Raw genomic sequence first — 22252 nt, forward strand, 5'->3', positions numbered from 1 at the left:
AGCCTTTTTATGAAGTAGGCTCCTCATGCTTGACCAGTACTTTTTTTACTTTTCTTTCAAATTCTTTTCTCGGAATCATCACGCTGTGAGAGCAACCCTCACACTTAATCCGAATATCCATTCCCATACGTATAATTTTCCATCTGTTTACTCCGCATGGGTGCGGTTTCTTCATTTCTACAATATCTTTCAGGCCAAAGTCTTTATCCGCCAAGACCCTTCACCTCTCTTCATAAACTGCTGAATCTATTGTACAAAAAAACTGATCATTAGAGCAATCATCATACCCAAAAAGAAAGGAATCCTCTTATTTCCATTTACTTAAAATAGGGTATAACAGCAAACAAACTAATAGATAAAGATTCAGCATTCCATAAATAGGATATAAAAAAGCGATTAAATCGGAAAAACCGAAAGAAGTAAAAGGCACCATCAACACTAACAGAATCAATACGATCATCCATCTCGGCATGTGAAGAAATGCCATCAGCCGGCTGGACAATCCAAATAAACCAGCCACCGTCGTCGTATATATCGCAAGGCACAGCACCGCAGTCATACATAAAAAAAGAAGATAAGGGGCACCCTCCAGAATGGCAAATAGCGGAATTTCAAATTGAGAAAGGGAACCAGCCAGCTCTACCAACGTTTCATTATAAACAAAAGAGATCACGCCAAAAATAAGACCGCTGGCCACACTGGCGATTTTAGCTTCCCCCAGCCCTTTCATTTCTTTCCCGACAGACGATAAAATCGCGACAACCGAAAGAATATTTAAAGAAGTAAACGTAATGCTGGCAGGCCAGTTATACTGCCGGCTCAAATCTATCGTCCACGTATGGTGATGAGTGCTCTGAAATGAAAATAACGCATACATCAGCCCGGCAACTAAAACAGGAATTAAAATGCCATTCACAGATAAAATCCCTTTCACATCCCAGAAAAACAAAAACACCGTCACGATGCAAAGCAGCGCAATTCCCCACCAAAAAGGGAGCTTGTACATTTGCAGCGTCACTCCGCCTCCGGCGATCATCACCATGGTTGTAGAAAATAAATAAAAGACAATGAGAATATCATAAATTTTCGCCAGCCACGGCCCCATTAAATGTTCAAGAACCGGAAGAAAGTGAGTGGATTGAACCTTAAAACTGATTTTCATCACAATATAAGACGAGAAAATGAACATCACTGTAAACAGCACAATAGCCAGTCCGCTTTCTGCGCCAAAAAACTGCCATATCTCCTGACCGCTTGCATATCCGGCGCCGATCAGGCTGCCTAATATAAGCAGCATCCACCTCATTCCGGCTCTCCACAACATTATCACCTCATAAGTACAGAGTTCAGCTTGTTTCCGTTATTGTTACTATATAGAGCACTAATAACAAAAATGCCTATTTTCATAGGAAAACAAAAAATAATGGTTGAATGTGAAAATACCATACAAAATACACATAAAAAAAGACTGCCTAAACAGACAGTCAAAACATAGAATCCCATCCTCCGCTTTCTTTACCATTCCTTTATACGCTTCTTCACCAAGATATCATTTTCAATCATTCAGTTATTCCAATCTTATCGTAATCTTCATTAGGCGTTCCGCATATTAATGATTCCTTTTACCAAAACAGCAGACCGTATCTTGCTTCACCTGAAGCGCTGCGGCACAATACTTGTAAATAACCTCTATCTTCTCCTCTTTGTATCCAAAATCATTAAACAGACACAAAGCATAAAAAACCTAACTGCTGGATATAATGTAAACAACCTTACATACCAAAAAAACACATCCCTAGCAATTCCGATACCTAACAAGGAAGTGAAACCTATGAATCGAAAAGGCGGGCTTTTTTCTTCTCAGGAACGAGTAAAGCAATATGTTTCACATACAGATACAGCTGCAGCAAAACAAATACAAACGATTCTTTCTTCATCCTTACGTAAAGCTGCCGGCAGACCGATTGTTGTGGTTTGTATCGGAACAGACCGTTCAACTGGTGACTCATTAGGCCCGCTCGTAGGAATGAAACTCAAACAGATGCAGCTCACCAGGTTCCACGTCTACGGCACTCTGTCTGATCCTGTGCATGCTGTAAACATGAAGGACAAATTGATGGAAATTCACAAATTACATAAAAACCCATTTATTGTAGCAGTGGATGCTTGCTTAGGGCGTGTAAAAAGCGTAGGTTCATTCCAGATCGGAGATGGCCCACTAAAGCCTGGTGCCGGTGTACAGAAGGATCTTCCTGAGGTAGGAGATCTCCATGTGAATGGAATTGTAAATGTGAGCGGTTTCATGGAGTACTTTGTTTTACAAAATACAAGACTTCACTTGGTCATGAATATGGCAAATGTTCTTGCTGAAGGACTGAGTTTAACAGATCGAACAGAGTGGCGGCAGGAACGGCTTAGTCCGCTGCAAAGACTCACAGGACGATTATAAAACAAAAAACCATCTTCAATAGAGATGGTTTTCTTTCATTACGATTCTCGTTCTGATAAAAGCTCTAAGATCCGTTCAAGATCCTCGTTGGAGAAAAACTCAATTTCGATTTTGCCTTTTTTCTTTTGTCTCTTAATATTTACTGTTGTACCAAAATAATTTTGGAGATACGATTCCCGTTCTTTGATAATCGCATCTTTCACAGGCTCTTTTTTCTTTGTTTCACGTGGAACATTCTGATTTAATTGCTGAATCAGCTGCTCAAGCTGGCGAACGTTAAGCTGTTCTGCAATCACTTTTTGCACAAGCGGTTCAAGCTTGTTTTTATTTTTCAAACCAAGAAGTGTGCGGCCATGCCCCATAGAGAGCGTGCCTTCCGCAATCAGCTGCTGAATGTTCTCAGGCAATGTCAGCAATCTTAAATGGTTGGCAATATGCGGTCTGCTTTTTCCGAGACGTTTTGCAAGCTGCTCTTGCGTGACATCTAAGTGTTTGAGCAAAGAGTCATAAGCCTGAGCCTCTTCCAGCGGTGATAAATCCTCACGCTGAAGGTTTTCCAGTAAAGCAATTTCTCTCATTAACGCCTCTGATAATTCACGGACAATCGCTGGAACTGTTTCTAAACCTGCAAGCTTTGCCGCCCGAAAGCGCCGTTCACCCGCAACGATATCATAGCCTTTTAAAGATTTTCTGACGATAAGCGGCTGGAGAATGCCATGCTGCAGCACAGATTCTTTGAGCTCAGCCAGAGCTTCGTCGTCAAAGTGTTTTCTTGGCTGATAAGGATTAGGGCGTAAATCGGTAACTTTGATTTCCTCAACTGTCTCTTCAGACAAATCAACCTGATTAAACAACGCATTAATCCCTTTTCCAAGGCCTTTAGCCATTCGCAGCCACTTCCTTTGCTAAATCTAAATATACTTCCGCACCTCTTGACCGCGGATCGTATAAAATGATGGGTTTACCGTGACTCGGTGCCTCACTCAGACGGACATTACGCGGAATAACAGTCTGATATACTTTATCTCTAAAGTATTTTTTTACCTCTTCAATCACTTGAATGCCAAGATTTGTCCGGGCATCAAGCATCGTCAGCAATACGCCTTCAATCATTAAATCAGTATTCAAATGCTTTTGCACAAGACGTACGGTATTTAATAATTGGCTCAGTCCCTCCAAGGCATAGTATTCGCACTGTACAGGAATGACAACTGAATCTGAAGCAGTCAACGCATTAATTGTCAGCAATCCCAATGACGGAGGACAATCAATAATTATATAATCATAATTCTGCTTCACTGCTTCAAGCGCTCTCTTAAGTCTCACTTCTCTTGAAATTGTCGGAACCAGCTCGATCTCAGCTCCTGCAAGCTGTATCGTCGCAGGAATCACATCCAAATTCTCTACTGAAGTCGCTTTAATAATATCTATTACATCTGCATCATCTACTAAAATATCGTACACACACTGATCTACATCGGCTTTTTCAATCCCCAATCCGCTCGTTGCATTCCCCTGCGGATCAATATCTACCAGCAGAACCCTTTTCCCTATGTAAGCTAAGCATGCTCCAAGGTTGACAGACGTCGTTGTTTTTCCGACTCCGCCTTTTTGGTTCGTAATTGCTATGATTTTTCCCACGATGTCACCTACTTTCACATGAACATGTACTGTCATGTTTCTATTTTATCAAAAAAAGATTAAAGCGTTTCACTTTTTTCATCATTTTGTTTTTTATCAGAAGGGAATATTTGAAAATTTAATCGGCGCTTTATGGCTTTCTCTTATAAATTCTTAAACTGATATGTTTTTTTGACTTAAAAAAGGGATTTCTAATAGAAAAAAAGAAGAAGTTACAATGCAGAAAGTACAAACAGGACGGTGATCATATGGTTTACAAAACAAAAAGAGATGCACCCGTTACTCTTATGATTGTGTTTCTCATATTACTGATACAAGCAGATGCCATAGTTCCTTTTGTGCTGGGACATATGAGGATATCCGGCTGGATCATTTTTGTTCTGCTGACTCTTTTAAACGTGCTCATCATTTGGAGTTTCATTGATCTGAAATATGTATTGAAGGAGCACCGTTTGATCATTAAAGCCGGATTGATCAAACATCAAATTCCTTACGAAAAAATCGACAAAGTGATACAGCAAAAGAAGCTGTGGTCAGGTTTTCGGCTTATTGGCTCACGGCATGCGATTACGATTTATTATCGGGGAGGCTGGGGACATGCAGTCATTTCTCCAAAAGACACGGAAGAATTTATCCACAAGCTCAAAGAAAAGAATTCTAATATAACAATCGTAACTAAAAGTAATTAATTCCCTTTTAGCGAAAAAGCTCTCCTGAACAGCAGGAGAGCTTTTATTTTGGTATGCGAATCGTCAATTGAATATATTCTTCAAATTCCTCTTCTTCCGTATTCAATTTTACGCCGCTGTCTTCAACCATTGACAGTGACTGACGAATCGTGTTCATTGCAATTCTAGTATCCCTGCTGAACGCTTTGCGTCTAGGCTTTGGTTTTCTCTGGCCTTGCTCCAGCATTTTAACCACGCGGTCTTCTGTCTGCTTTACATTTAAGCTTTTCTCAATTATCTCTGTGAGCAGTGTGACTTGGAGCTCAGGCTGTTTCAGGGGAATCAGCGCTCTGGCATGACGCTCTGTGATTTTCTTCTCCATGATTGCGTCTTGAACCGGCTGAGGCAGCTTTAATAGCCGCAGTTTATTCGCAATCGTTGACTGCCCTTTTCCTAAACGCTGCGCCAGTGCTTCCTGTGTTAAATCATGAAGCTCAAGGAGCCTTGCGTAGGCATGCGCTTCCTCAATCGAAGACAATTCCTCACGTTGCAAATTTTCAATTAACGCCACAGAAGCGGTTTCCGTGTCGGAAAAATCCTTAATAATGGCCGGAATCTTTTCCCACTCGAGCGATTGCACCGCTCTCCAGCGTCTTTCACCTGCAATGAGTTCGTATTGGCCTTCTTCTTCTGTATGCCTGACAACAATCGGCTGAATAATGCCGTGTGTATGAATGGTCATTGCTAACTCTTTGATTTTTTCATCTGAGAAAATGGTGCGTGGCTGAAAACGGTTGGGAACGATAGCATTTACCGGTATTTCCAGAATCTCTTCTTTGTTTGTCTCATGTTCAGCAATCTCCGGTTCCTGTTCCTTCTCACCAAGCCCGAAGAAACGAGAGAATGAATGCTTCATGTACCTACACCACCTTTAAAAACTGCCATTTTTATAATTCTATTTTCTCATGGTTTTTCCTGCTGTACCGTCATTAATTTTGAAGAAAATATGATGGTATTGTCATATCAGGCTGTCTAAATTACCCTTCAATTGGCGATTTATTAGGAGTTCCCGGTTTTCTTGGATACTTCTTAGGTGTATTTTTGATCTTGCGTATCACCATAATATTACGATCGCTTTCTTCAATAGGCAGCTTAAAGGAATGGGTATTCTCAAGTTCTCCTCCAAGCGTTGTGATTGCTTTTTTCCCCGCATTTAATTCTTCTTCAGCAGATGCGGCTTTTAAAGCAACAAATAAACCGTTTTTCTTAACCAGAGGCAGGCAAAGCTCACTTAAAACAGAGAGTCTCGCAACCGCTCGCGCTGTCACGATATCATAGCTTTCCCTTACGTCCTTCCGTTGTCCGAATGTTTCAGCTCTGTCATGGCAAAATGTCGTATTCTCCAATTGTAAAGCTTCAGACAGCTTTTCTAAAAACGTTATTCGTTTGTTTAGTGAATCTACGATTGTGACATGAAGATGCGGAAAACATATTTTAATCGGCAGACTCGGAAAACCCGCTCCCGCTCCGACATCACAAATCGTATTCATCTGATTGAAGTCGACATAAAATGCAGCTGTAATGGAATCATAAAAATGCTTCAGATACACTTCTTTTTTCTCTGTAATCGAAGTCAGATTGATTTTTTCATTCCACTCAACCAGCATATCGTAATACAGCTCAAATTGCTCCAGCTGACGAGGAGAAAGGGAGATCCCTTTTTCCGCCAGTCCAGAAGTGAATTCTTCAATATTCATGCCGTCATCCTTTCTACTCGGCTATCTTCGCAATGCGGCCCTGCTCTAAATATACCAATAGAATTGAAATGTCTGCCGGGTTCACACCGGAAATACGGGAAGCTTGGGCAACAGACAAAGGCCGTACGTTTTTCAGCTTTTGACGAGCCTCGGTTGCAATCCCCTTAATTGCGTCATAATCAATTCGATCAGGGATTTTTTTGTTTTCCATCTTCTTCAGTTTTTCCACTTGCTGAAGGGATTTTTCAATATACCCTTCATATTTCACTTGAATTTCTACTTGTTCTGCCACTTCTTGCGGAACCGGCACTTCTGGCGGCGCCAGTTTTGTAACAGTTTCATAGTTCATTTCAGGACGTTTCATCAAGTCTGTGCCGCGTACCCCATCTTTCAATTCGCTTCCGCCAAGAGAACGGATATATTCTTGATTTTCTGGAGACGGCTTGATAATCACAGAATGCAGACGTTTTTTCTCCGCTTCGATCGCCGCTTTTTTCTTCTCAAAAGCCGCAAATCGTTCATCAGAAATCAATCCAATGCGGTGGCCGATTTCTGTCAGACGCAGATCTGCATTGTCATGACGAAGAAGCAATCTGTATTCAGCGCGAGATGTTAAAAGACGGTATGGCTCATTTGTCCCTTTCGTCACAAGGTCATCAATGAGAACACCAATGTAGGCGTCAGAACGGCTTAGAATCACTTCTTCTTTTCCAAGCGCTTTTCGTCCTGCATTGATTCCCGCCATAATCCCTTGTCCTGCAGCTTCTTCATAACCGGATGTTCCGTTAATTTGGCCGGCAGTGTAGAGATTGGTAATTTTCTTCGTTTCAAGCGTCGGCCATAGCTGAGTCGGTACAATCGCATCGTACTCAATCGCATAGCCGGCTCTCATCATTTGAACGTTTTCCAGACCCGGAATCGTTGCAAGCATTCTTTGCTGCACGTCCTCTGGAAGACTAGTAGACAAACCTTGAACATAAACTTCCTGCGTATTTCTGCCTTCTGGCTCAAGGAAAATTTGATGACGCGGTTTATCATTAAAACGAACAACTTTATCTTCAATTGACGGGCAGTATCTCGGACCTGTACCTTTGATCATACCGGAATACATCGGTGAACGGTGCAGGTTGCTGTCAATAATTTCATGTGTCTCAGGGCTCGTATATGTCAGCCAGCAAGGAAGCTGATCTGTGATATATTCAACCGTTTCATATGAGAAAGCGCGAGGCACTTCGTCACCAGGCTGAATTTCCGTTTTGCTGTAATCAATCGTGTCGCTTTTGACGCGAGGCGGCGTACCTGTTTTAAAACGAACAAGGTCGAAGCCCAGTTCTTCCAAATGCTCAGAAAGCTTAATAGAAGGCTGCTGGTTGTTCGGACCGCTTGAGTAAGAAAGATCACCGAGAATGATACGTCCTCTCAAATATGTTCCTGTCGTCATAACAACTGCTTTCGCGCGGTAATTCGCACCGGTTTGTGTAATGACACCGCGGCACTCGCCGTCTTCAATGATCAGACGCTCTACAATTCCTTGCAGCAGCGTTAAGTTTGGTTCTTTTTCAAGCGTATTTTTCATTTCATGCTGATATTGGAATTTATCTGCTTGCGCACGCAGCGCACGGACAGCAGGACCTTTTCCTGTATTCAGCATTCTCATTTGAATATGCGTTTTATCAATATTTCTGCCCATTTCTCCGCCAAGCGCATCAATTTCGCGGACGACAATCCCTTTTGCAGGGCCGCCGACAGACGGATTACATGGCATAAACGCAACCATATCTAAGTTGATGGTCAAGACAAGCGTTTTGGCGCCTTGACGTGCTGATGCGAGGGCAGCCTCAACACCGGCATGCCCGGCGCCAATCACTATCACATCGTATTGGCCTGCTTCATACCCCATGATTCTAGTTCCTCCTTTATTTATTTTCCTAAACAGAACTGTGAAAAGAGCTGATCAATTAAGCTTTCATGGACAGCGTCTCCAATGATTTCGCCCAGAAGCTCCCAGCATCTTGTAAGATCAATCTGCACCATGTCGATCGGGACATCCTGTTCAATGCCGCTAAGCGCGTCTTCAATGGCGCGTTTTGCTTCCTGTAAAATTGAAATATGGCGTGTATTGCTGACATACGTTAAATCTCCGCTTTCAATAGCACCTGTATAGAACAGCGATTGAATCGCTTCCTCCAAATCATTAACGCCTTCTTCTTTTAGAAGAGATGTCGTTACAACAGGACGTCCATTGGCCAGCTCGCGTACACGTTCTATGTCAATTTTCGCCTCGAGGTCAGTCTTATTCATAATGACGATGACGTCCATTCCCTCAACGGCTTCAAAAAGCTTCACGTCTTCTTCAGAAAGCTCTTCACTATAATTAAGCACAAGTAAAATCAGGTCTGCTTCCTTCAGAACCTGACGAGAGCGTTCAACACCTATTCGTTCAACTATATCCTCTGTTTCACGAATACCCGCAGTATCAACAAGACGAAGCGGAACACCTCTTACATTCACGTATTCCTCAATCACATCCCGTGTCGTACCCGGAATATCGGTAACAATAGCTTTTGCCTCATGAACCAGGCTGTTAAGAAGAGAAGACTTTCCGACATTCGGACGGCCGATAATGACAGTAGAAAGACCTTCCCGCAAAATTTTGCCCTGCTCAGACGTTCTAAGCAGCGCCTCAATTTCTTTTTTAACGGAGCTTGCCTTTTCAACTAAAAGCTGATGTGTCATTTCTTCTACATCATCATACTCCGGATAATCTATATTTACCTCAACATGGGCCAGCGTTTCTAAAATATCATCGCGCAAACGGCGCACCAAAGCAGAGAGACGCCCTTCCATTTGATTCATAGCGACGTTCATTGCCCGATCCGTTTTCGCTCTGATTAAGTCCATCACCGCTTCCGCCTGTGAAAGGTCGATTCGCCCATTTAAAAACGCGCGTTTCGTGAATTCACCAGGCTCCGCCAGTCTCGCTCCCTCTCTTAAGGCGAGCTGGAGCACTTGGTTTACTGTCACAATTCCCCCGTGGCAGTTTATTTCTATAACATCTTCACGTGTAAATGTTCTCGGTGCTTTTAACACCGATACCATTACTTCCTCCACGACCCGATCCGTACGTTTGTCTACAATATGGCCGTAATGAATCGTGTGTGATTCGACCGAACTGATCGTTTTCCCTTTCGGCCCTTTATACATTCTGTCGGCGATCTGGATGGCTTCCGGTCCGCTCAGCCGCACAATAGCAATCGCACCCTCTCCCATCGGTGTAGAAATGGCAGCAATTGTATCCATGTTGTTCACCTCTCTTTTCTATACTCTCATTCATCTATATAAAAAAATATTTTATTATGCCAAAACTAAAAGATAACATAGTTTGGTTCGAAGTGGAAGATGTGTTATCCACAGACTTAGAAATTCATCCCTTATTACTTTAACTTATCCACATGTGAATAACAATTAATTTTATTTCCTGAACTTCCTTTTTATCAACAGGATACACCTAAAAAGGAAAAACTTAAACGGAAAAAGCTTGATATTACAAGGAAAAATAGATTTTTCTATACAAAAAAACCGAAGCTCCGATTTTTACCGGACTTCGGTTTTATGTTATCTTTTCTGGGAAATAACGAGGTGGCGATTTTCGCCTTCACCCATTGAATACGTTTCGATCTGCTGATTTGCATATCTGGAAAGAGCATCATGAATGATTTTTCTTTCACTGGACGGCATCGGTTCTAAATGAACATCTTTTTTCGTTTTCAAAACCTGGTCTGCCAGTCTCACAGCCAGCTGACTCAGCGTCTCTTTCCTTTTCAAACGGTAGTTTTCTGCATCTACCGTCACATTTAAATACTGATCTGAATAACGATTAAGGACAAGCTGGGTCAAAGTTTGAAGTGCATTTAAGGTTTGTCCTCTTTTTCCAATTAACAATGCCGCTTTTTCACCCGTTATATGGAAACTCACTGCCTTTTTGCTTTCTTTTACAGTCACATCAGACTTTCCGGCAATGGATTCGGCAATTCTTTCAAGATACATCTTTGTTTCCTGAATTGGATCAAATTTTTCAGCCAGCTTCACGATTGCCGACTTTTTGCCGAATATACCGAGAAAACCTTTGTTTCCCTCTTCAATAACGGTAATTTCAACTTCATCTATCGTTAATTGCAGTTCTCGTAATCCGGACTGTACTGCTTCATCGACATTTCGCCCTGCAGCAGTCACATTCCTCACTTTTTCTTTCCTCCGGCTTTTTGCGGCTGAGGATCTTTTTTAATATCAGGCCCTTTAATGAGGAAAGTTTGCGCAATCATAAACAAGTTACCGACTACCCAATAAAGAGAAAGCGCCGCCGGGAAGTTGATCGCAAACACAATGATCATAATCGGCATAATCCAAAGCATCATTGCCATTTGCGGATTTTGCTGCGCATTGCCCGCCATCATTAATTTTTGCTGTACGAAAGTGGCAACACCGGCAACAATCGGAAGAATATAGAAAGGATCTTTTTCTCCTAAGTCAAACCATAAGAAACTGTGCTCTGAAATTGCCTGTGTTCTCATAATCGCATGATAGAATCCGATTAAAATCGGCATTTGAATTAAAATCGGGAAACACCCTGCCAATGGGTTGACGCCATGCTTTTGAAATAAAGCCATTGTTTCCTGCTGAAGTTTTTGCTGCGTTTTTTGATCCTTTGAGCTGTATTTTTCTTTAAGCTTTTGCATTTCCGGCTGTAAAGCCTGCATCGCTTTCGAGCTTCTCAGCTGCTTGATCATCAGCGGCAAAATTAATAAACGGATTAAAATTGTAACAATAATAATTGACAGTCCATAGTTGTCTCCCGTCAATTTCGCAACATACGTAATGAGCTCAGACAATGGGAATACTACGTACTTGTCCCAAAAATGCGGACTATCTGCAGTGATCGGCTCTTTGACACTCGAGCATCCAGCCAATAGCATGAATACGCCGACCATACTTAATAGCAACCATATTCTCCTTTTCAACAACATTTCCTCCTATAATCATTCTTTACACTCTCTTATTACAAAACATACTTGTATGTATTTTAGCATCTTTCAGTTTTAAATGGTGTCTTTTTCTGATCAACCAGAAAGGAAGCGCTTTTAAAAGTTTTAAGAAAGCAGTGGCATCTACTTTTTTGACGAAGTTTTCTTATATAATGAGGCCTTCCTGAATAAATGCTGCAAACTTTTTTTCGTTTCCTCAAATGTCAGCTGACTTGCTGGTTTTCTGGCAATAATAATATAATCCTTTTCCTTCAGCCTGTCTCTCTCTTCTAGAAAAGCTTGCCGGATCAAACGTTTTATCCGATTCCGCATTACTGCATTGCCAATTTTTTTGCTGACGGAAAGACCAACGCGCAGCTCATCGTTTTCAGGCTGATCAAGCGTATATAAGACAAACTGGCGATTCGCTACTGATGTGCCATGCTTGAACACTTTTTGAAAATCTTCATTTTTCTTTAAACGATTTCGCTTCTTCAAATTGACTCACTCCGATACTGGCTGGCAGAAACTTTTAATTTTATTTGAAAATGAGATGCGCAGAGACAGGGAGATCCCCCTGCTCATACACATCACATATATCTTTTCCCTTAAAGTGAAAAAAGACCACTGACATTATTCAGTGGCCTAAGCTGATAATACTTTTCTGCCTTTGCGGCGACGGCGTGCTAAAACTAGACGACCGTTTTTTGAACTCATACGGCTTCTGAAGCCATGAACTTTACTGCGTTTACGGTTATTCGGTTGGAATGTTCTTTTCATTTATGACACCTCCCTCGAGGAATAGCTGTTAAAGACAGTCTTACTTATTATATTTGCGTTACCTATTCATTGTCAACTTAACTAGTGCTTTTATTTCTTGCAACCATAATAGGATACCATACCTTCTCGACTTTCGAAACCTTATTTTTCAGATTCCTGAAATTAACGAAAAAAAGTCCTGATTCAAATAACATTCTGAGCTGAAAATACGTGATGTGGATATCTTTTTTCCCTTTTTTCAATATCCACAAAGGTTATCGACAACATTTTCACACCGCCAACCCCTGTGGACAAATTTTTTTCAACAGGTTGTCCGCTTTGTGGATAAGATTATGACAACCATTGCAAGCTCTCGTTTAATTTGGTATTATATTTGTGTTTTAACTCTTGATTACTAATCTTGCTTTCACTCATTATCCACAAACTGTGGATAACTTGTGGATTGATTTCACACAGCATGTGTAGAAAGTTGTCCACAAGTTGTGAAATTTGTCGAAAAGCTATTTATCTACTATATTATATGTTTTCAACATTTAATGTGTACGAATGGTTACCGCCATTTGCTCTTTTTTTGTGTTCTATAACAGAAAAAGACGTTATTTTCTTAGAAAAGGAGGGACGTGCCGGAAGATGGAAAATATATTAGACCTGTGGAACCAAGCCCTTGCTCAAATCGAAAAAAAATTGAGCAAACCGAGTTTCGAGACTTGGATGAAATCAACGAAAGCCCACTCACTGCAAGGAGATACATTGACAATTACCGCTCCTAATGAATTTGCCAGAGACTGGCTGGAGTCCAGATACTTGCATCTCATTGCAGATACTATATATGAATTAACCGGGGAAGAATTGAGCATTAAGTTTGTCATTCCTCAAAATCAAGATGTCGAAGACTTTATGCCAAAACCGCAAGTCAAAAAAGCGGTAAAAGAAGATACATCTGATTTTCCTCAAAATATGCTCAACCCAAAATATACATTTGATACTTTTGTCATCGGATCTGGAAACCGATTCGCTCACGCAGCTTCCCTGGCAGTAGCGGAAGCACCTGCAAAAGCATACAACCCTTTATTTATCTATGGGGGAGTTGGCTTAGGGAAAACACACTTAATGCATGCGATCGGCCATTATGTAATAGATCATAATCCTTCTGCCAAAGTGGTTTATCTGTCTTCTGAGAAATTTACTAACGAGTTCATCAACTCTATTCGGGATAATAAAGCAGTTGATTTCCGCAATCGCTACCGAAATGTTGATGTGCTTTTGATAGATGATATTCAATTTTTAGCCGGGAAAGAACAAACGCAAGAAGAATTTTTCCATACTTTTAACACGCTGCACGAAGAAAGCAAACAAATCGTCATTTCAAGTGATAGACCGCCTAAAGAAATTCCGACACTTGAAGACAGATTGCGTTCACGCTTTGAATGGGGCCTGATTACAGATATCACGCCTCCTGATTTAGAAACGAGAATTGCGATTTTAAGAAAAAAAGCTAAAGCGGAAGGCTTGGATATTCCGAACGAGGTTATGCTTTATATCGCAAATCAAATCGACAGCAACATTCGGGAGCTGGAAGGGGCGTTAATCAGGGTCGTTGCTTATTCATCTTTAATTAATAAAGATATTAATGCCGATCTGGCCGCTGAGGCATTGAAAGATATTATTCCTTCCTCAAAACCGAAAGTGATTACAATAAAAGAAATTCAGAGAGTAGTAGGCCAGCAATTCAATATTAAGCTTGAGGATTTCAAAGCAAAAAAACGGACAAAATCGGTAGCATTCCCGCGTCAAATCGCTATGTACTTATCGAGAGAAATGACCGACTCCTCTCTCCCTAAAATCGGAGAGGAATTCGGAGGACGTGACCATACAACCGTTATTCATGCGCATGAAAAAATTTCAAAACTGCTGGCAGATGATGAACAGCTTCAGCAGCATGTAAAAGAAATTAAGGAACAGCTTAAATAATAGGGCCGGGGATAAATCGGGAGAAGTGTGAATAATTTTTCTAAAGTCATGCACAGTCTGTCCACATGTGGATAGGCTGTGTTTCCTGTCTTTTTCACAACTTATCCACAAATCCACAAGCCCTACTATTACTTCTACTACTTTTTTTAAAAAATATATATATTAAACATTATCCGTTAGGAGGATAAAAATGAAATTTACGATTCAAAAAGATCGTCTTGTTGAAAGTGTCCAAGATGTATTAAAAGCAGTTTCATCCAGAACTACAATTCCGATTTTGACCGGTATTAAGATCGTTGCCTCAGATGAAGGGGTATCTTTTACTGGAAGCGATTCAGATATTTCCATCGAGTCTTTTATTCCAAAAGAAGAAGGAGATAAAGAAATCGTTACGATTGAACAGCCAGGCAGCATTGTATTACAAGCCCGCTTCTTTAGTGAGATTGTAAAAAAACTCCCGATGGCAGCTGTAGAAATCGAAGTGCAAAATCAATATCTGACGATTATCCGCTCTGGAAAAGCCGAATTTAACCTAAATGGGCTTGATGCTGATGAGTATCCGCACTTGCCGCAGATTGAAGAGCATCATGCGATTCAGATCCCTACGGATTTATTAAAAAACCTAATTAGACAAACAGTGTTCGCGGTGTCCACCTCAGAAACACGTCCTATCTTGACAGGTGTAAACTGGAAAGTGGAGAAAAGTGAATTATTATGCACTGCAACGGATAGCCACCGTTTAGCTTTAAGAAAAGCGAAACTTGATATTTCAGAAGACAGATCCTATAACGTCGTGATTCCGGGTAAGAGCTTAACTGAACTCAGCAAGATTTTGGATGACAACCAAGAACTTGTAGATATCGTCATTACAGAAACCCAGGTTCTGTTTAAAGCAAAAAACGTCTTGTTCTTCTCACGCCTGCTGGATGGAAATTATCCGGATACAACCAGCCTTATTCCGCAAGAGAGCAAGACAGAAATCATTGTGAACACAAAAGAATTCCTTCAGGCGATTGATCGTGCATCTCTATTAGCCAGAGAAGGACGCAATAACGTGGTGAAGCTTTCTGCAAAACCTGCTGAATCAATTGAGATTTCTTCTAATTCACCTGAAATCGGAAAAGTGGTGGAAGCGGTTCTTGCAGATCAAATCGAGGGTGAGGAATTAAATATCTCATTTAGTCCAAAATATATGCTGGATGCATTAAAGGTGCTTGAAGGAGCAGAGATACGTGTAAGCTTTACAGGAGCTATGAGACCTTTCTTAATTCGCACGCCGAATGATGAAACAATCGTACAGCTTATCCTCCCTGTCAGAACCTATTAATCCGATATACGGCTGCCGACCTGCTCGGCAGCTTTTCTATTCGTAATCTGCTCCGTCAAGTTTTCCCTTTCCCTAATTCGTTTTTTTTTAGTACAATTAGATATTAGTGATATTTGAAAGAGGTCGATATAATGGCAAATCCGATTTCTATTGATACAGAGATGATTACACTCGGGCAATTTCTGAAATTAGCCGATGTGATTCAGTCAGGCGGCATGGCAAAGTGGTTTTTGAGCGAGCATGAAGTGCTTGTGAACAATGAGCCGGACAATCGCCGCGGCAGAAAGCTGTATGTTGGAGATGTGGTAGAGATTGAAGGATTTGGTTCATTTCAAGTCGTCAATTAAAGCGGGTGACACTGATTGTATATCCAGAACTTAGAACTGACATCTTACCGCAACTATGAACATGCTGAGCTTCAATTTGAAAATAAAGTAAATGTGATCATTGGAGAAAATGCTCAGGGGAAAACAAACCTCATGGAAGCGATCTATGTCTTGTCCATGGCAAAATCGCATCGGACTTCAAATGACAAAGAACTTATCCGGTGGGACAAAGACTATGCTAAAATAGAGGGAAGAGTGATGAAGCAAAACGGAGCGATACCGATGCAGCTCGTCATCTCCAAAAAGGGTAAAAAGGGCAAGGTCAATCATATCGAACAGCAAAAGCTCAGCCAGTATGTCGGCGCCCTCAACACCATCATGTTTGCGCCGGAAGATTTAAACCTTGTAAAGGGAAGCCCTCAAGTGAGACGGAGATTTCTTGACATGGAAATCGGCCAAGTTTCTCCTGTCTACCTGTATGACCTTTCTCTTTACCAGAAGATTCTTTCCCAGCGAAATCATTTTTTGAAACAGCTGCAAACAAGAAAACAAACTGACAGAACAATGCTTGATGTTCTGACTGATCAGCTTATTGAAGTTGCCGCAAAAGTCGTCGTAAAACGTCTGCAGTTCACGGCACAGCTCGAAAAATGGGCGCAGCCTATCCATTCGGGCATCTCAAGAGGGCTTGAGGAATTGACGCTGAAGTACCATACGGCGCTTGAGGTATCAGATCCTGAAGACTTGTCGAAAATAGGAGATAGCTATCAAGAAGCGTTTTCTAAATTAAGAGAAAAAGAAATCGAGCGCGGCGTCACGCTGTCTGGACCTCATCGGGATGATGTTCTTTTCTATGTGAACGGACGCGATGTGCAGACGTATGGGTCTCAAGGACAGCAGCGGACGACGGCATTATCCCTTAAGCTGGCTGAGATTGACCTGATCCATGAAGAAATCGGAGAATATCCCATTTTACTATTGGATGATGTGCTGAGTGAGCTGGATGATTATCGCCAATCGCACTTGCTTCATACCATCCAGGGCCGTGTACAAACGTTTGTCACAACGACAAGCGTTGATGGCATTGATCACGAAACCTTACGGCAAGCAGGAATGTTCCGTGTGCAAAACGGTACGTTAGTGAAGTGAAGAAATGAGGTGGGCAATTGTATATTCATTTAGGTGATGATTTTGTGGTTTCAACACGCGATATTATTGGCATTTTTGATTTTAAAGCCAACATGTCGCCAATTGTTGAAGAATTTCTGGAAAAACAGAAACACAAGCTGGTGCCTTCCGTAAACGGCACACCCAAATCTATCGTAGTCACGGTTCAGAATATATATTACTCTCCCTTATCTTCCAGCACATTAAAAAAACGTGCGCAATTTATGGTTGAAATAGATTCTTAGTGATTTTTTATAACGAATATATTGTTTAAGAAAAGTGTAGGTGAATAACGTGGCTATGGAACAGCAGCAAAATAGTTATGATGAAAATCAGATACAGGTACTAGAAGGATTGGAAGCTGTTCGTAAAAGACCGGGGATGTACATCGGTTCAACCAACAGTAAAGGCCTTCACCATCTGGTATGGGAAATTGTCGACAATAGTATTGACGAAGCCCTGGCCGGTTATTGTACAGATATCAATATTCAAATTGAAAAAGACAACAGCATCACGGTAATTGATAATGGCCGCGGGATTCCAGTCGGTATTCATGAGAAAATGGGTCGTCCTGCGGTTGAAGTCATTATGACTGTGCTTCACGCCGGCGGAAAATTTGACGGAAGCGGATATAAAGTGTCCGGAGGCTTGCACGGTGTAGGTGCCTCGGTCGTTAACGCGTTATCAACAGAGCTTGATGTGACTGTTCACCGTGACGGAAAAATCCATCGCCAAGTCTATAACCGCGGTGTCCCGGTTTCTGATCTTGAGGTTATTGGCGAAACGGATCATACAGGAACCACTACACACTTTGTTCCAGATCCTGAAATCTTCACGGAAACAACTGAGTATGAATATGATTTGCTTGCTAACCGTGTTCGCGAACTAGCCTTTTTGACAAAAGGCGTAAACATCACGATTGAAGATAAACGTGAAGGCCAAGAGCGCAAAAATGAGTATCATTACGAAGGCGGAATTAAAAGCTATGTAGAGTATTTAAACCGCTCCAAAGAAGTTGTCCATGAAGAGCCGATTTATATTGAAGGCGAAAAGGACGGCATTACGGTTGAAGTCGCTCTGCAATACAATGACAGCTACACAAGCAATATTTACTCATTTACAAACAATATCAACACGTACGAAGGCGGTACCCACGAAGCCGGTTTTAAAACGGGGCTGACTCGTGTCATCAATGATTACGCCAGAAAAAAAGGACTCATAAAAGAAAATGATCCAAACTTAAGCGGAGATGATGTGAGAGAAGGGCTTACCGCGATAATCTCGATCAAACACCCGGATCCGCAGTTCGAAGGCCAAACGAAAACAAAACTAGGCAACTCAGAGGCGCGGACGATCACAGATACGTTATTTTCTGCGGCGTTGGAAACATTTATGCTGGAAAATCCAGATGCGGCCAAAAAAATCGTTGACAAAGGTTTAATGGCAGCAAGAGCAAGAATGGCTGCGAAAAAAGCGCGTGAATTAACGCGCCGCAAAAGCGCTTTGGAGATTTCAAACCTTCCTGGTAAATTAGCGGACTGCTCTTCGAAAGACCCGAGCATCTCCGAGTTATATATCGTAGAGGGTGACTCTGCCGGAGGATCTGCAAAACAGGGACGTGACAGGCATTTCCAAGCCATTTTGCCGCTAAGAGGTAAAATCCTAAACGTTGAAAAAGCAAGGCTTGATAAAATTCTTTCTAACAACGAAGTTCGCTCTATGATTACTGCACTCGGCACAGGTATCGGGGAAGATTTCAACTTGGAAAAAGCCCGTTATCACAAAGTCGTCATTATGACAGATGCCGACGTTGACGGCGCGCACATCAGAACATTGCTGTTGACGTTCTTTTACAGATATATGCGTCAGATTATCGAAAATGGCTACGTGTACATCGCACAGCCGCCGCTCTACAAAGTCCAGCAGGGTAAACGTGTTGAATATGCATACAATGACAAGCAGCTTGAGGAGTTGTTGCAAACTCTTCCTCAAACGCCTAAGCCTGGATTGCAGCGTTACAAAGGTCTCGGTGAAATGAATGCCACCCAGCTTTGGGAGACAACTATGGACCCGGGCTCAAGAACGCTTCTGCAGGTGACTCTAGAGGATGCAATGGATGCGGATGAAACGTTCGAAATGCTGATGGGAGACAAAGTAGAACCGCGCAGAAATTTCATAGAAGCAAATGCGAGATACGTAAAAAATCTCGATATCTAATAATACAAAGCCTTATTTCCAATAAGAAATAAGGCTTTTTTCTGAACGGGACAGGACGCAGGAATTCTTGTGAAGCCTATATATTCTAGTAATTTAATGTGTATAAGTATAAGTTTATTGATATAATGGAGAATAGTGAAATCGTATTGAAGATCATAATGGACAATCTACTCCCACATAATTTCATGTGATACTTCAGGGAGGTTTTTTAATGAGTGAACAAAACACACCAAAAGTTCGTGAAATAAATATCAGTCAGGAAATGCGCACGTCCTTTTTGGATTATGCGATGAGCGTTATCGTATCCCGGGCACTGCCGGATGTGCGTGACGGTTTAAAACCGGTTCACAGACGGATTTTATACGCGATGAATGATTTAGGCATGACGAGTGACAAGCCGTATAAAAAATCGGCTCGTATCGTCGGAGAAGTTATCGGGAAATACCACCCTCACGGTGATTCAGCGGTATATGAATCTATGGTCAGAATGGCGCAGGATTTCAACTACCGTTATATGCTGGTGGACGGTCATGGAAACTTTGGTTCTGTAGACGGAGACTCAGCCGCTGCGATGCGGTACACCGAAGCCAGAATGTCTAAGATCGCCATGGAAATTCTGCGAGACATTACAAAAGACACGATTGATTATCAAGATAACTATGATGGTTCAGAGAGAGAACCTGTTGTCATGCCGTCAAGATTCCCGAACCTGCTTGTAAATGGAGCAGCTGGTATTGCAGTCGGAATGGCTACAAATATACCGCCGCACCAGCTTGGAGAAATTATTGACGGAGTGCTTGCCGTAAGCGAGAACAAGGACATAACAATCCAAGAGCTGATGGAATTCATTCCTGGACCGGATTTCCCGACTGCCGGACAAATTTTAGGCAGAAGCGGAATTCGCAAGGCATATGAATCCGGAAGAGGTTCTATTACGATTCGGGCAAAAGCAGAAATTGAAGAAACTTCGTCAGGGAAAGAAAGAATTTTAGTAACAGAACTCCCATATCAGGTGAATAAAGCGCGTCTAATTGAGAAGATTGCTGATCTTGTCAGAGATAAGAAAATTGAAGGAATAACTGATTTGCGTGATGAATCTGACCGTAACGGTATGCGGATTGTCATTGAAATCAGACGAGATGCCAATGCGCATGTTATCCTGAACAATCTTTACAAACAAACGGCCCTGCAAACTTCCTTCGGGATTAACATGCTGGCGCTGGTTGACGGTGAGCCGAAAGTATTAAATTTAAAGCAATGCCTCGTGCATTATCTAGATCACCAAAAAGTCGTTATCAGACGCCGTACTGCTTATGAATTGCGTAAAGCGGAGGCGAGAGCGCATATCTTGGAAGGGTTAAGGATTGCTCTTGATCATCTTGATGCAGTTATTTCCCTTATCCGCAACTCTCAAACGGCTGAAATTGCGAGAACAGGGTTAATTGAACAATTCTCGCTGACCGAAAAACAAGCCCAAGCTATTCTAGACATGAGGCTCCAGCGTTTAACAGGGTTGGAACGAGAAAAGATTGAAGAAGAATACCAATCCCTTATTAAATTAATTGCAGAGCTTAAAGAAATCTTGGCCAATGAAGAAAAAGTGCTTGAGATCATCCGTGAAGAGCTCACAGAAATTAAAGAGCGTTTCAACGATGTAAGACGCACTGAGATTGTTACTGCCGGCCTTGAAACAATTGAAGATGAAGATCTCATCGAAAGAGAAAACATCGTTGTCACTCTGACGCATAACGGATATATCAAACGTCTGCCTGCTTCGACTTACCGCAGTCAAAAGCGCGGAGGAAAAGGCGTTCAGGGAATGGGGACAAACGAAGATGATTTCGTTGAACATCTGATTTCTACTTCAACACATGACACGATTCTCTTCTTCTCCAACAAAGGGAAAGTGTATCGTTCAAAAGGGTATGAAATTCCTGAATACGGTAGAACTGCTAAGGGAATCCCGATTATCAATCTGTTGGAGGTAGAAAAAGGTGAATGGATTAACGCAATAATCCCAGTCACTGCATTCGAAGAAGATCTCTATCTCTTCTTCACAACAAAACATGGGGTTTCAAAACGCACTTCACTGTCTCAGTTTGCTAATATCCGTAACAACGGCTTAATTGCGCTGAGCCTGCGTGAAGATGATGAATTAATGGGTGTCCGGCTTACTGACGGCACAAAACAAATCATCATCGGAACGAAAAACGGCCTGCTGATTCGTTTCTCTGAAACAGATGTTAGGGAAATGGGAAGAACAGCGGCAGGCGTAAAAGGCATCACCCTTACTGACGACGATATTGTCGTCGGCATGGAAATATTAGAGGAAGAATCTGATGTCCTTATCGTGACCGAGAAAGGTTACGGCAAACGAACTCCGGCTGAAGAATACAGAACTCAAAGCCGAGGCGGAAAAGGACTGAAAACATGTAAAATCACGGAGAACAACGGCCATTTAGTAGCGGTGAAAGCTACCAAAGGTGAAGAGGATCTGATGATTATTACTGCCAGCGGTGTACTGATCAGAATGGATATCAATGATATCTCAACTACCGGACGCGTAACTCAAGGTGTACGTCTCATCAGAATGGCGGAACAAGAGCATGTGGCCACAGTCGCATTAGTTGAGAAAAACGATGATAATGAAGAAAATGAGCAAGAAGAGACAGAAGAAAGTTAAGAAAAAGCGCAGCCATACCAGCTGCGCTTTTTTATATCAAAAACTCTTTACAACGAGAAGATTTATGGTATAATCATTTCTGTTGTCTTTTAAAAGACATAGACATTACTAGATAAAAACATTTTTAAAAAAAGTGTTGACCTAGTTAACTAAAAATGTTACTATTAAGTAGTCGCTTCGAGAGAGGCGCACAAAGTTCTTTGAAAACTAAACAAGACAAAACGTACCTGTTAATTCAAGTTTTA

21 protein-coding genes are annotated in these 22252 nt (G+C 41.7%); 9 read left to right on the forward strand and 12 right to left on the reverse strand.

Annotated elements, in window-relative coordinates; all coding sequences use genetic code 11:
• Positions 1-7 precede the first annotated feature (7 nt).
• Both LNN34_RS21220 and LNN34_RS21225 read right to left on the reverse strand, forming a co-directional pair.
• Positions 8-214, reverse strand: coding sequence for a DUF951 domain-containing protein (locus LNN34_RS21220; protein ID WP_044160282.1), 207 nt, complete (start codon positions 212-214; stop codon positions 8-10).
• Positions 215-307: 93 nt separating this feature from the next.
• Positions 308-1324, reverse strand: coding sequence for a hypothetical protein (locus LNN34_RS21225; protein WP_099043907.1), 1017 nt, complete (start codon positions 1322-1324; stop codon positions 308-310).
• Between the two features lie 507 nt (positions 1325-1831).
• Between LNN34_RS21225 and yyaC the strand changes: the two genes are divergently transcribed.
• Complete coding sequence (gene yyaC / locus LNN34_RS21230) at positions 1832-2449, forward strand: spore protease YyaC (RefSeq protein WP_044160286.1); 618 nt, start codon at positions 1832-1834, stop codon at positions 2447-2449.
• A 38-nt stretch (positions 2450-2487) separates the two neighbouring features.
• Here yyaC and spo0J read toward each other — a convergent pair whose 3' ends face one another.
• Positions 2488-3336: a stage 0 sporulation protein Spo0J gene (gene spo0J, locus LNN34_RS21235; protein WP_044160288.1), complete on the reverse strand. Its 849-nt coding sequence runs from the start codon at positions 3334-3336 to the stop codon at positions 2488-2490.
• Positions 3329-4090, reverse strand: a complete 762-nt coding sequence (gene soj / locus LNN34_RS21240) for a sporulation initiation inhibitor protein Soj (protein ID WP_010332665.1) — start codon at positions 4088-4090, stop codon at positions 3329-3331. The genes spo0J and soj overlap by 8 nt, the downstream gene beginning before the upstream one ends.
• 248 nt (positions 4091-4338) lie before the next feature.
• Here soj and LNN34_RS21245 point away from each other — a divergent pair, with 248 nt between their 5' ends.
• The gene (locus LNN34_RS21245; protein ID WP_059353194.1) at positions 4339-4779 is read left to right on the forward strand and encodes a PH domain-containing protein; all 441 of its coding nucleotides are present in this window, start codon (positions 4339-4341) and stop codon (positions 4777-4779) included.
• Between the two features lie 43 nt (positions 4780-4822).
• On the opposite strand, the gene noc is transcribed toward LNN34_RS21245, so the two are convergent.
• From noc to rpmH, 8 genes are all read right to left on the reverse strand, one after another.
• Positions 4823-5674 (reverse strand): nucleoid occlusion protein, encoded by an 852-nt coding sequence (noc, locus tag LNN34_RS21250; RefSeq protein WP_003219249.1) that lies wholly within the window; start codon positions 5672-5674, stop codon positions 4823-4825.
• 121 nt (positions 5675-5795) lie between these two features.
• Positions 5796-6515 (reverse strand): 16S rRNA (guanine(527)-N(7))-methyltransferase RsmG, encoded by a 720-nt coding sequence (gene rsmG / locus LNN34_RS21255; RefSeq protein WP_024123575.1) that lies wholly within the window; start codon positions 6513-6515, stop codon positions 5796-5798.
• A gap of 13 nt (positions 6516-6528) precedes the next feature.
• Positions 6529-8415: a tRNA uridine-5-carboxymethylaminomethyl(34) synthesis enzyme MnmG gene (gene mnmG / locus LNN34_RS21260; protein ID WP_024123576.1), complete on the reverse strand. Its 1887-nt coding sequence runs from the start codon at positions 8413-8415 to the stop codon at positions 6529-6531.
• A 20-nt stretch (positions 8416-8435) separates the two neighbouring features.
• Positions 8436-9815, reverse strand: coding sequence for a tRNA uridine-5-carboxymethylaminomethyl(34) synthesis GTPase MnmE (gene mnmE / locus LNN34_RS21265; RefSeq protein WP_024123577.1), 1380 nt, complete (start codon positions 9813-9815; stop codon positions 8436-8438).
• A gap of 315 nt (positions 9816-10130) precedes the next feature.
• Positions 10131-10757, reverse strand: coding sequence for an RNA-binding cell elongation regulator Jag/EloR (gene jag, locus LNN34_RS21270; RefSeq protein WP_229044555.1), 627 nt, complete (start codon positions 10755-10757; stop codon positions 10131-10133).
• On the reverse strand, positions 10754-11539 hold the full coding sequence (gene spoIIIJ / locus LNN34_RS21275) for a YidC family membrane integrase SpoIIIJ (protein WP_081638392.1): 786 nt from the start codon (positions 11537-11539) through the stop codon (positions 10754-10756). The genes jag and spoIIIJ overlap by 4 nt, the downstream gene beginning before the upstream one ends.
• A gap of 141 nt (positions 11540-11680) precedes the next feature.
• Entirely contained in the window at positions 11681-12034 is a 354-nt protein-coding gene (gene rnpA / locus LNN34_RS21280; protein ID WP_010332672.1) for a ribonuclease P protein component, read from the reverse strand.
• A 147-nt stretch (positions 12035-12181) separates the two neighbouring features.
• A complete protein-coding gene (rpmH, locus tag LNN34_RS21285; protein ID WP_003178075.1) occupies positions 12182-12316 on the reverse strand; it encodes a 50S ribosomal protein L34 in 135 nt (44 codons plus the stop codon).
• A gap of 630 nt (positions 12317-12946) precedes the next feature.
• On the opposite strand from rpmH, the gene dnaA reads away from it, so the two are divergent.
• From dnaA to gyrA, 7 genes are all read left to right on the forward strand, one after another.
• Complete coding sequence (gene dnaA, locus LNN34_RS21290; protein ID WP_003242674.1) at positions 12947-14287, forward strand: chromosomal replication initiator protein DnaA; 1341 nt, start codon at positions 12947-12949, stop codon at positions 14285-14287.
• A 190-nt stretch (positions 14288-14477) separates the two neighbouring features.
• Positions 14478-15614, forward strand: a complete 1137-nt coding sequence (dnaN, locus tag LNN34_RS21295) for a DNA polymerase III subunit beta (protein WP_010332674.1) — start codon at positions 14478-14480, stop codon at positions 15612-15614.
• A 131-nt stretch (positions 15615-15745) separates the two neighbouring features.
• Positions 15746-15961 (forward strand): ribosome maturation protein RlbA, encoded by a 216-nt coding sequence (rlbA, locus tag LNN34_RS21300; RefSeq protein ID WP_003219264.1) that lies wholly within the window; start codon positions 15746-15748, stop codon positions 15959-15961.
• Positions 15962-15976: 15 nt separating this feature from the next.
• Complete coding sequence (recF, locus tag LNN34_RS21305; protein ID WP_024123582.1) at positions 15977-17089, forward strand: DNA replication/repair protein RecF; 1113 nt, start codon at positions 15977-15979, stop codon at positions 17087-17089.
• A gap of 17 nt (positions 17090-17106) precedes the next feature.
• A complete protein-coding gene (remB, locus tag LNN34_RS21310; protein WP_024123583.1) occupies positions 17107-17352 on the forward strand; it encodes an extracellular matrix regulator RemB in 246 nt (81 codons plus the stop codon).
• A 55-nt stretch (positions 17353-17407) separates the two neighbouring features.
• Positions 17408-19324 (forward strand): DNA topoisomerase (ATP-hydrolyzing) subunit B, encoded by a 1917-nt coding sequence (gene gyrB, locus LNN34_RS21315; RefSeq protein ID WP_024123584.1) that lies wholly within the window; start codon positions 17408-17410, stop codon positions 19322-19324.
• Positions 19325-19535: 211 nt separating this feature from the next.
• Positions 19536-22007 carry a DNA gyrase subunit A gene (gene gyrA / locus LNN34_RS21320; RefSeq protein ID WP_044160296.1) on the forward strand — a complete coding sequence of 824 codons (2472 nt, stop codon included), beginning with the start codon at positions 19536-19538 and terminating at the stop codon, positions 22005-22007.
• Positions 22008-22252 lie beyond the last annotated feature (245 nt).

The sequence above is a fragment of the Bacillus sp. AF23 genome, from assembly GCF_020861455.1.
Classification (GTDB): Bacteria; Bacillota; Bacilli; order Bacillales; family Bacillaceae; genus Bacillus; species Bacillus halotolerans.

Excerpts from the sequence above, each read along its gene's own strand:
- LNN34_RS21245 (WP_059353194.1), top strand. The coding sequence starts at position 4,339 with ATGGTTTACAAAACAAAAAGAGATGCACCCGTTACTCTTATGATTGTG.
- LNN34_RS21225 (WP_099043907.1), bottom strand. The coding sequence starts at position 1,324 with ATGTTGTGGAGAGCCGGAATGAGGTGGATGCTGCTTATATTAGGCAGC.
- spoIIIJ (WP_081638392.1), bottom strand. The coding sequence starts at position 11,539 with ATGTTGTTGAAAAGGAGAATATGGTTGCTATTAAGTATGGTCGGCGTA.
- mnmG (WP_024123576.1), bottom strand. The coding sequence starts at position 8,415 with ATGGGGTATGAAGCAGGCCAATACGATGTGATAGTGATTGGCGCCGGG.
- spo0J (WP_044160288.1), bottom strand. The coding sequence starts at position 3,336 with ATGGCTAAAGGCCTTGGAAAAGGGATTAATGCGTTGTTTAATCAGGTT.
- rlbA (WP_003219264.1), top strand. The coding sequence starts at position 15,746 with ATGGCAAATCCGATTTCTATTGATACAGAGATGATTACACTCGGGCAA.
- yyaC (WP_044160286.1), top strand. The coding sequence starts at position 1,832 with ATGAATCGAAAAGGCGGGCTTTTTTCTTCTCAGGAACGAGTAAAGCAA.
- mnmE (WP_024123577.1), bottom strand. The coding sequence starts at position 9,815 with ATGGATACAATTGCTGCCATTTCTACACCGATGGGAGAGGGTGCGATT.
- rsmG (WP_024123575.1), bottom strand. The coding sequence starts at position 6,515 with ATGAATATTGAAGAATTCACTTCTGGACTGGCGGAAAAAGGGATCTCC.
- gyrB (WP_024123584.1), top strand. The coding sequence starts at position 17,408 with ATGGAACAGCAGCAAAATAGTTATGATGAAAATCAGATACAGGTACTA.
- rpmH (WP_003178075.1), bottom strand. The coding sequence starts at position 12,316 with ATGAAAAGAACATTCCAACCGAATAACCGTAAACGCAGTAAAGTTCAT.
- dnaA (WP_003242674.1), top strand. The coding sequence starts at position 12,947 with ATGGAAAATATATTAGACCTGTGGAACCAAGCCCTTGCTCAAATCGAA.
- dnaN (WP_010332674.1), top strand. The coding sequence starts at position 14,478 with ATGAAATTTACGATTCAAAAAGATCGTCTTGTTGAAAGTGTCCAAGAT.
- noc (WP_003219249.1), bottom strand. The coding sequence starts at position 5,674 with ATGAAGCATTCATTCTCTCGTTTCTTCGGGCTTGGTGAGAAGGAACAG.
- gyrA (WP_044160296.1), top strand. The coding sequence starts at position 19,536 with ATGAGTGAACAAAACACACCAAAAGTTCGTGAAATAAATATCAGTCAG.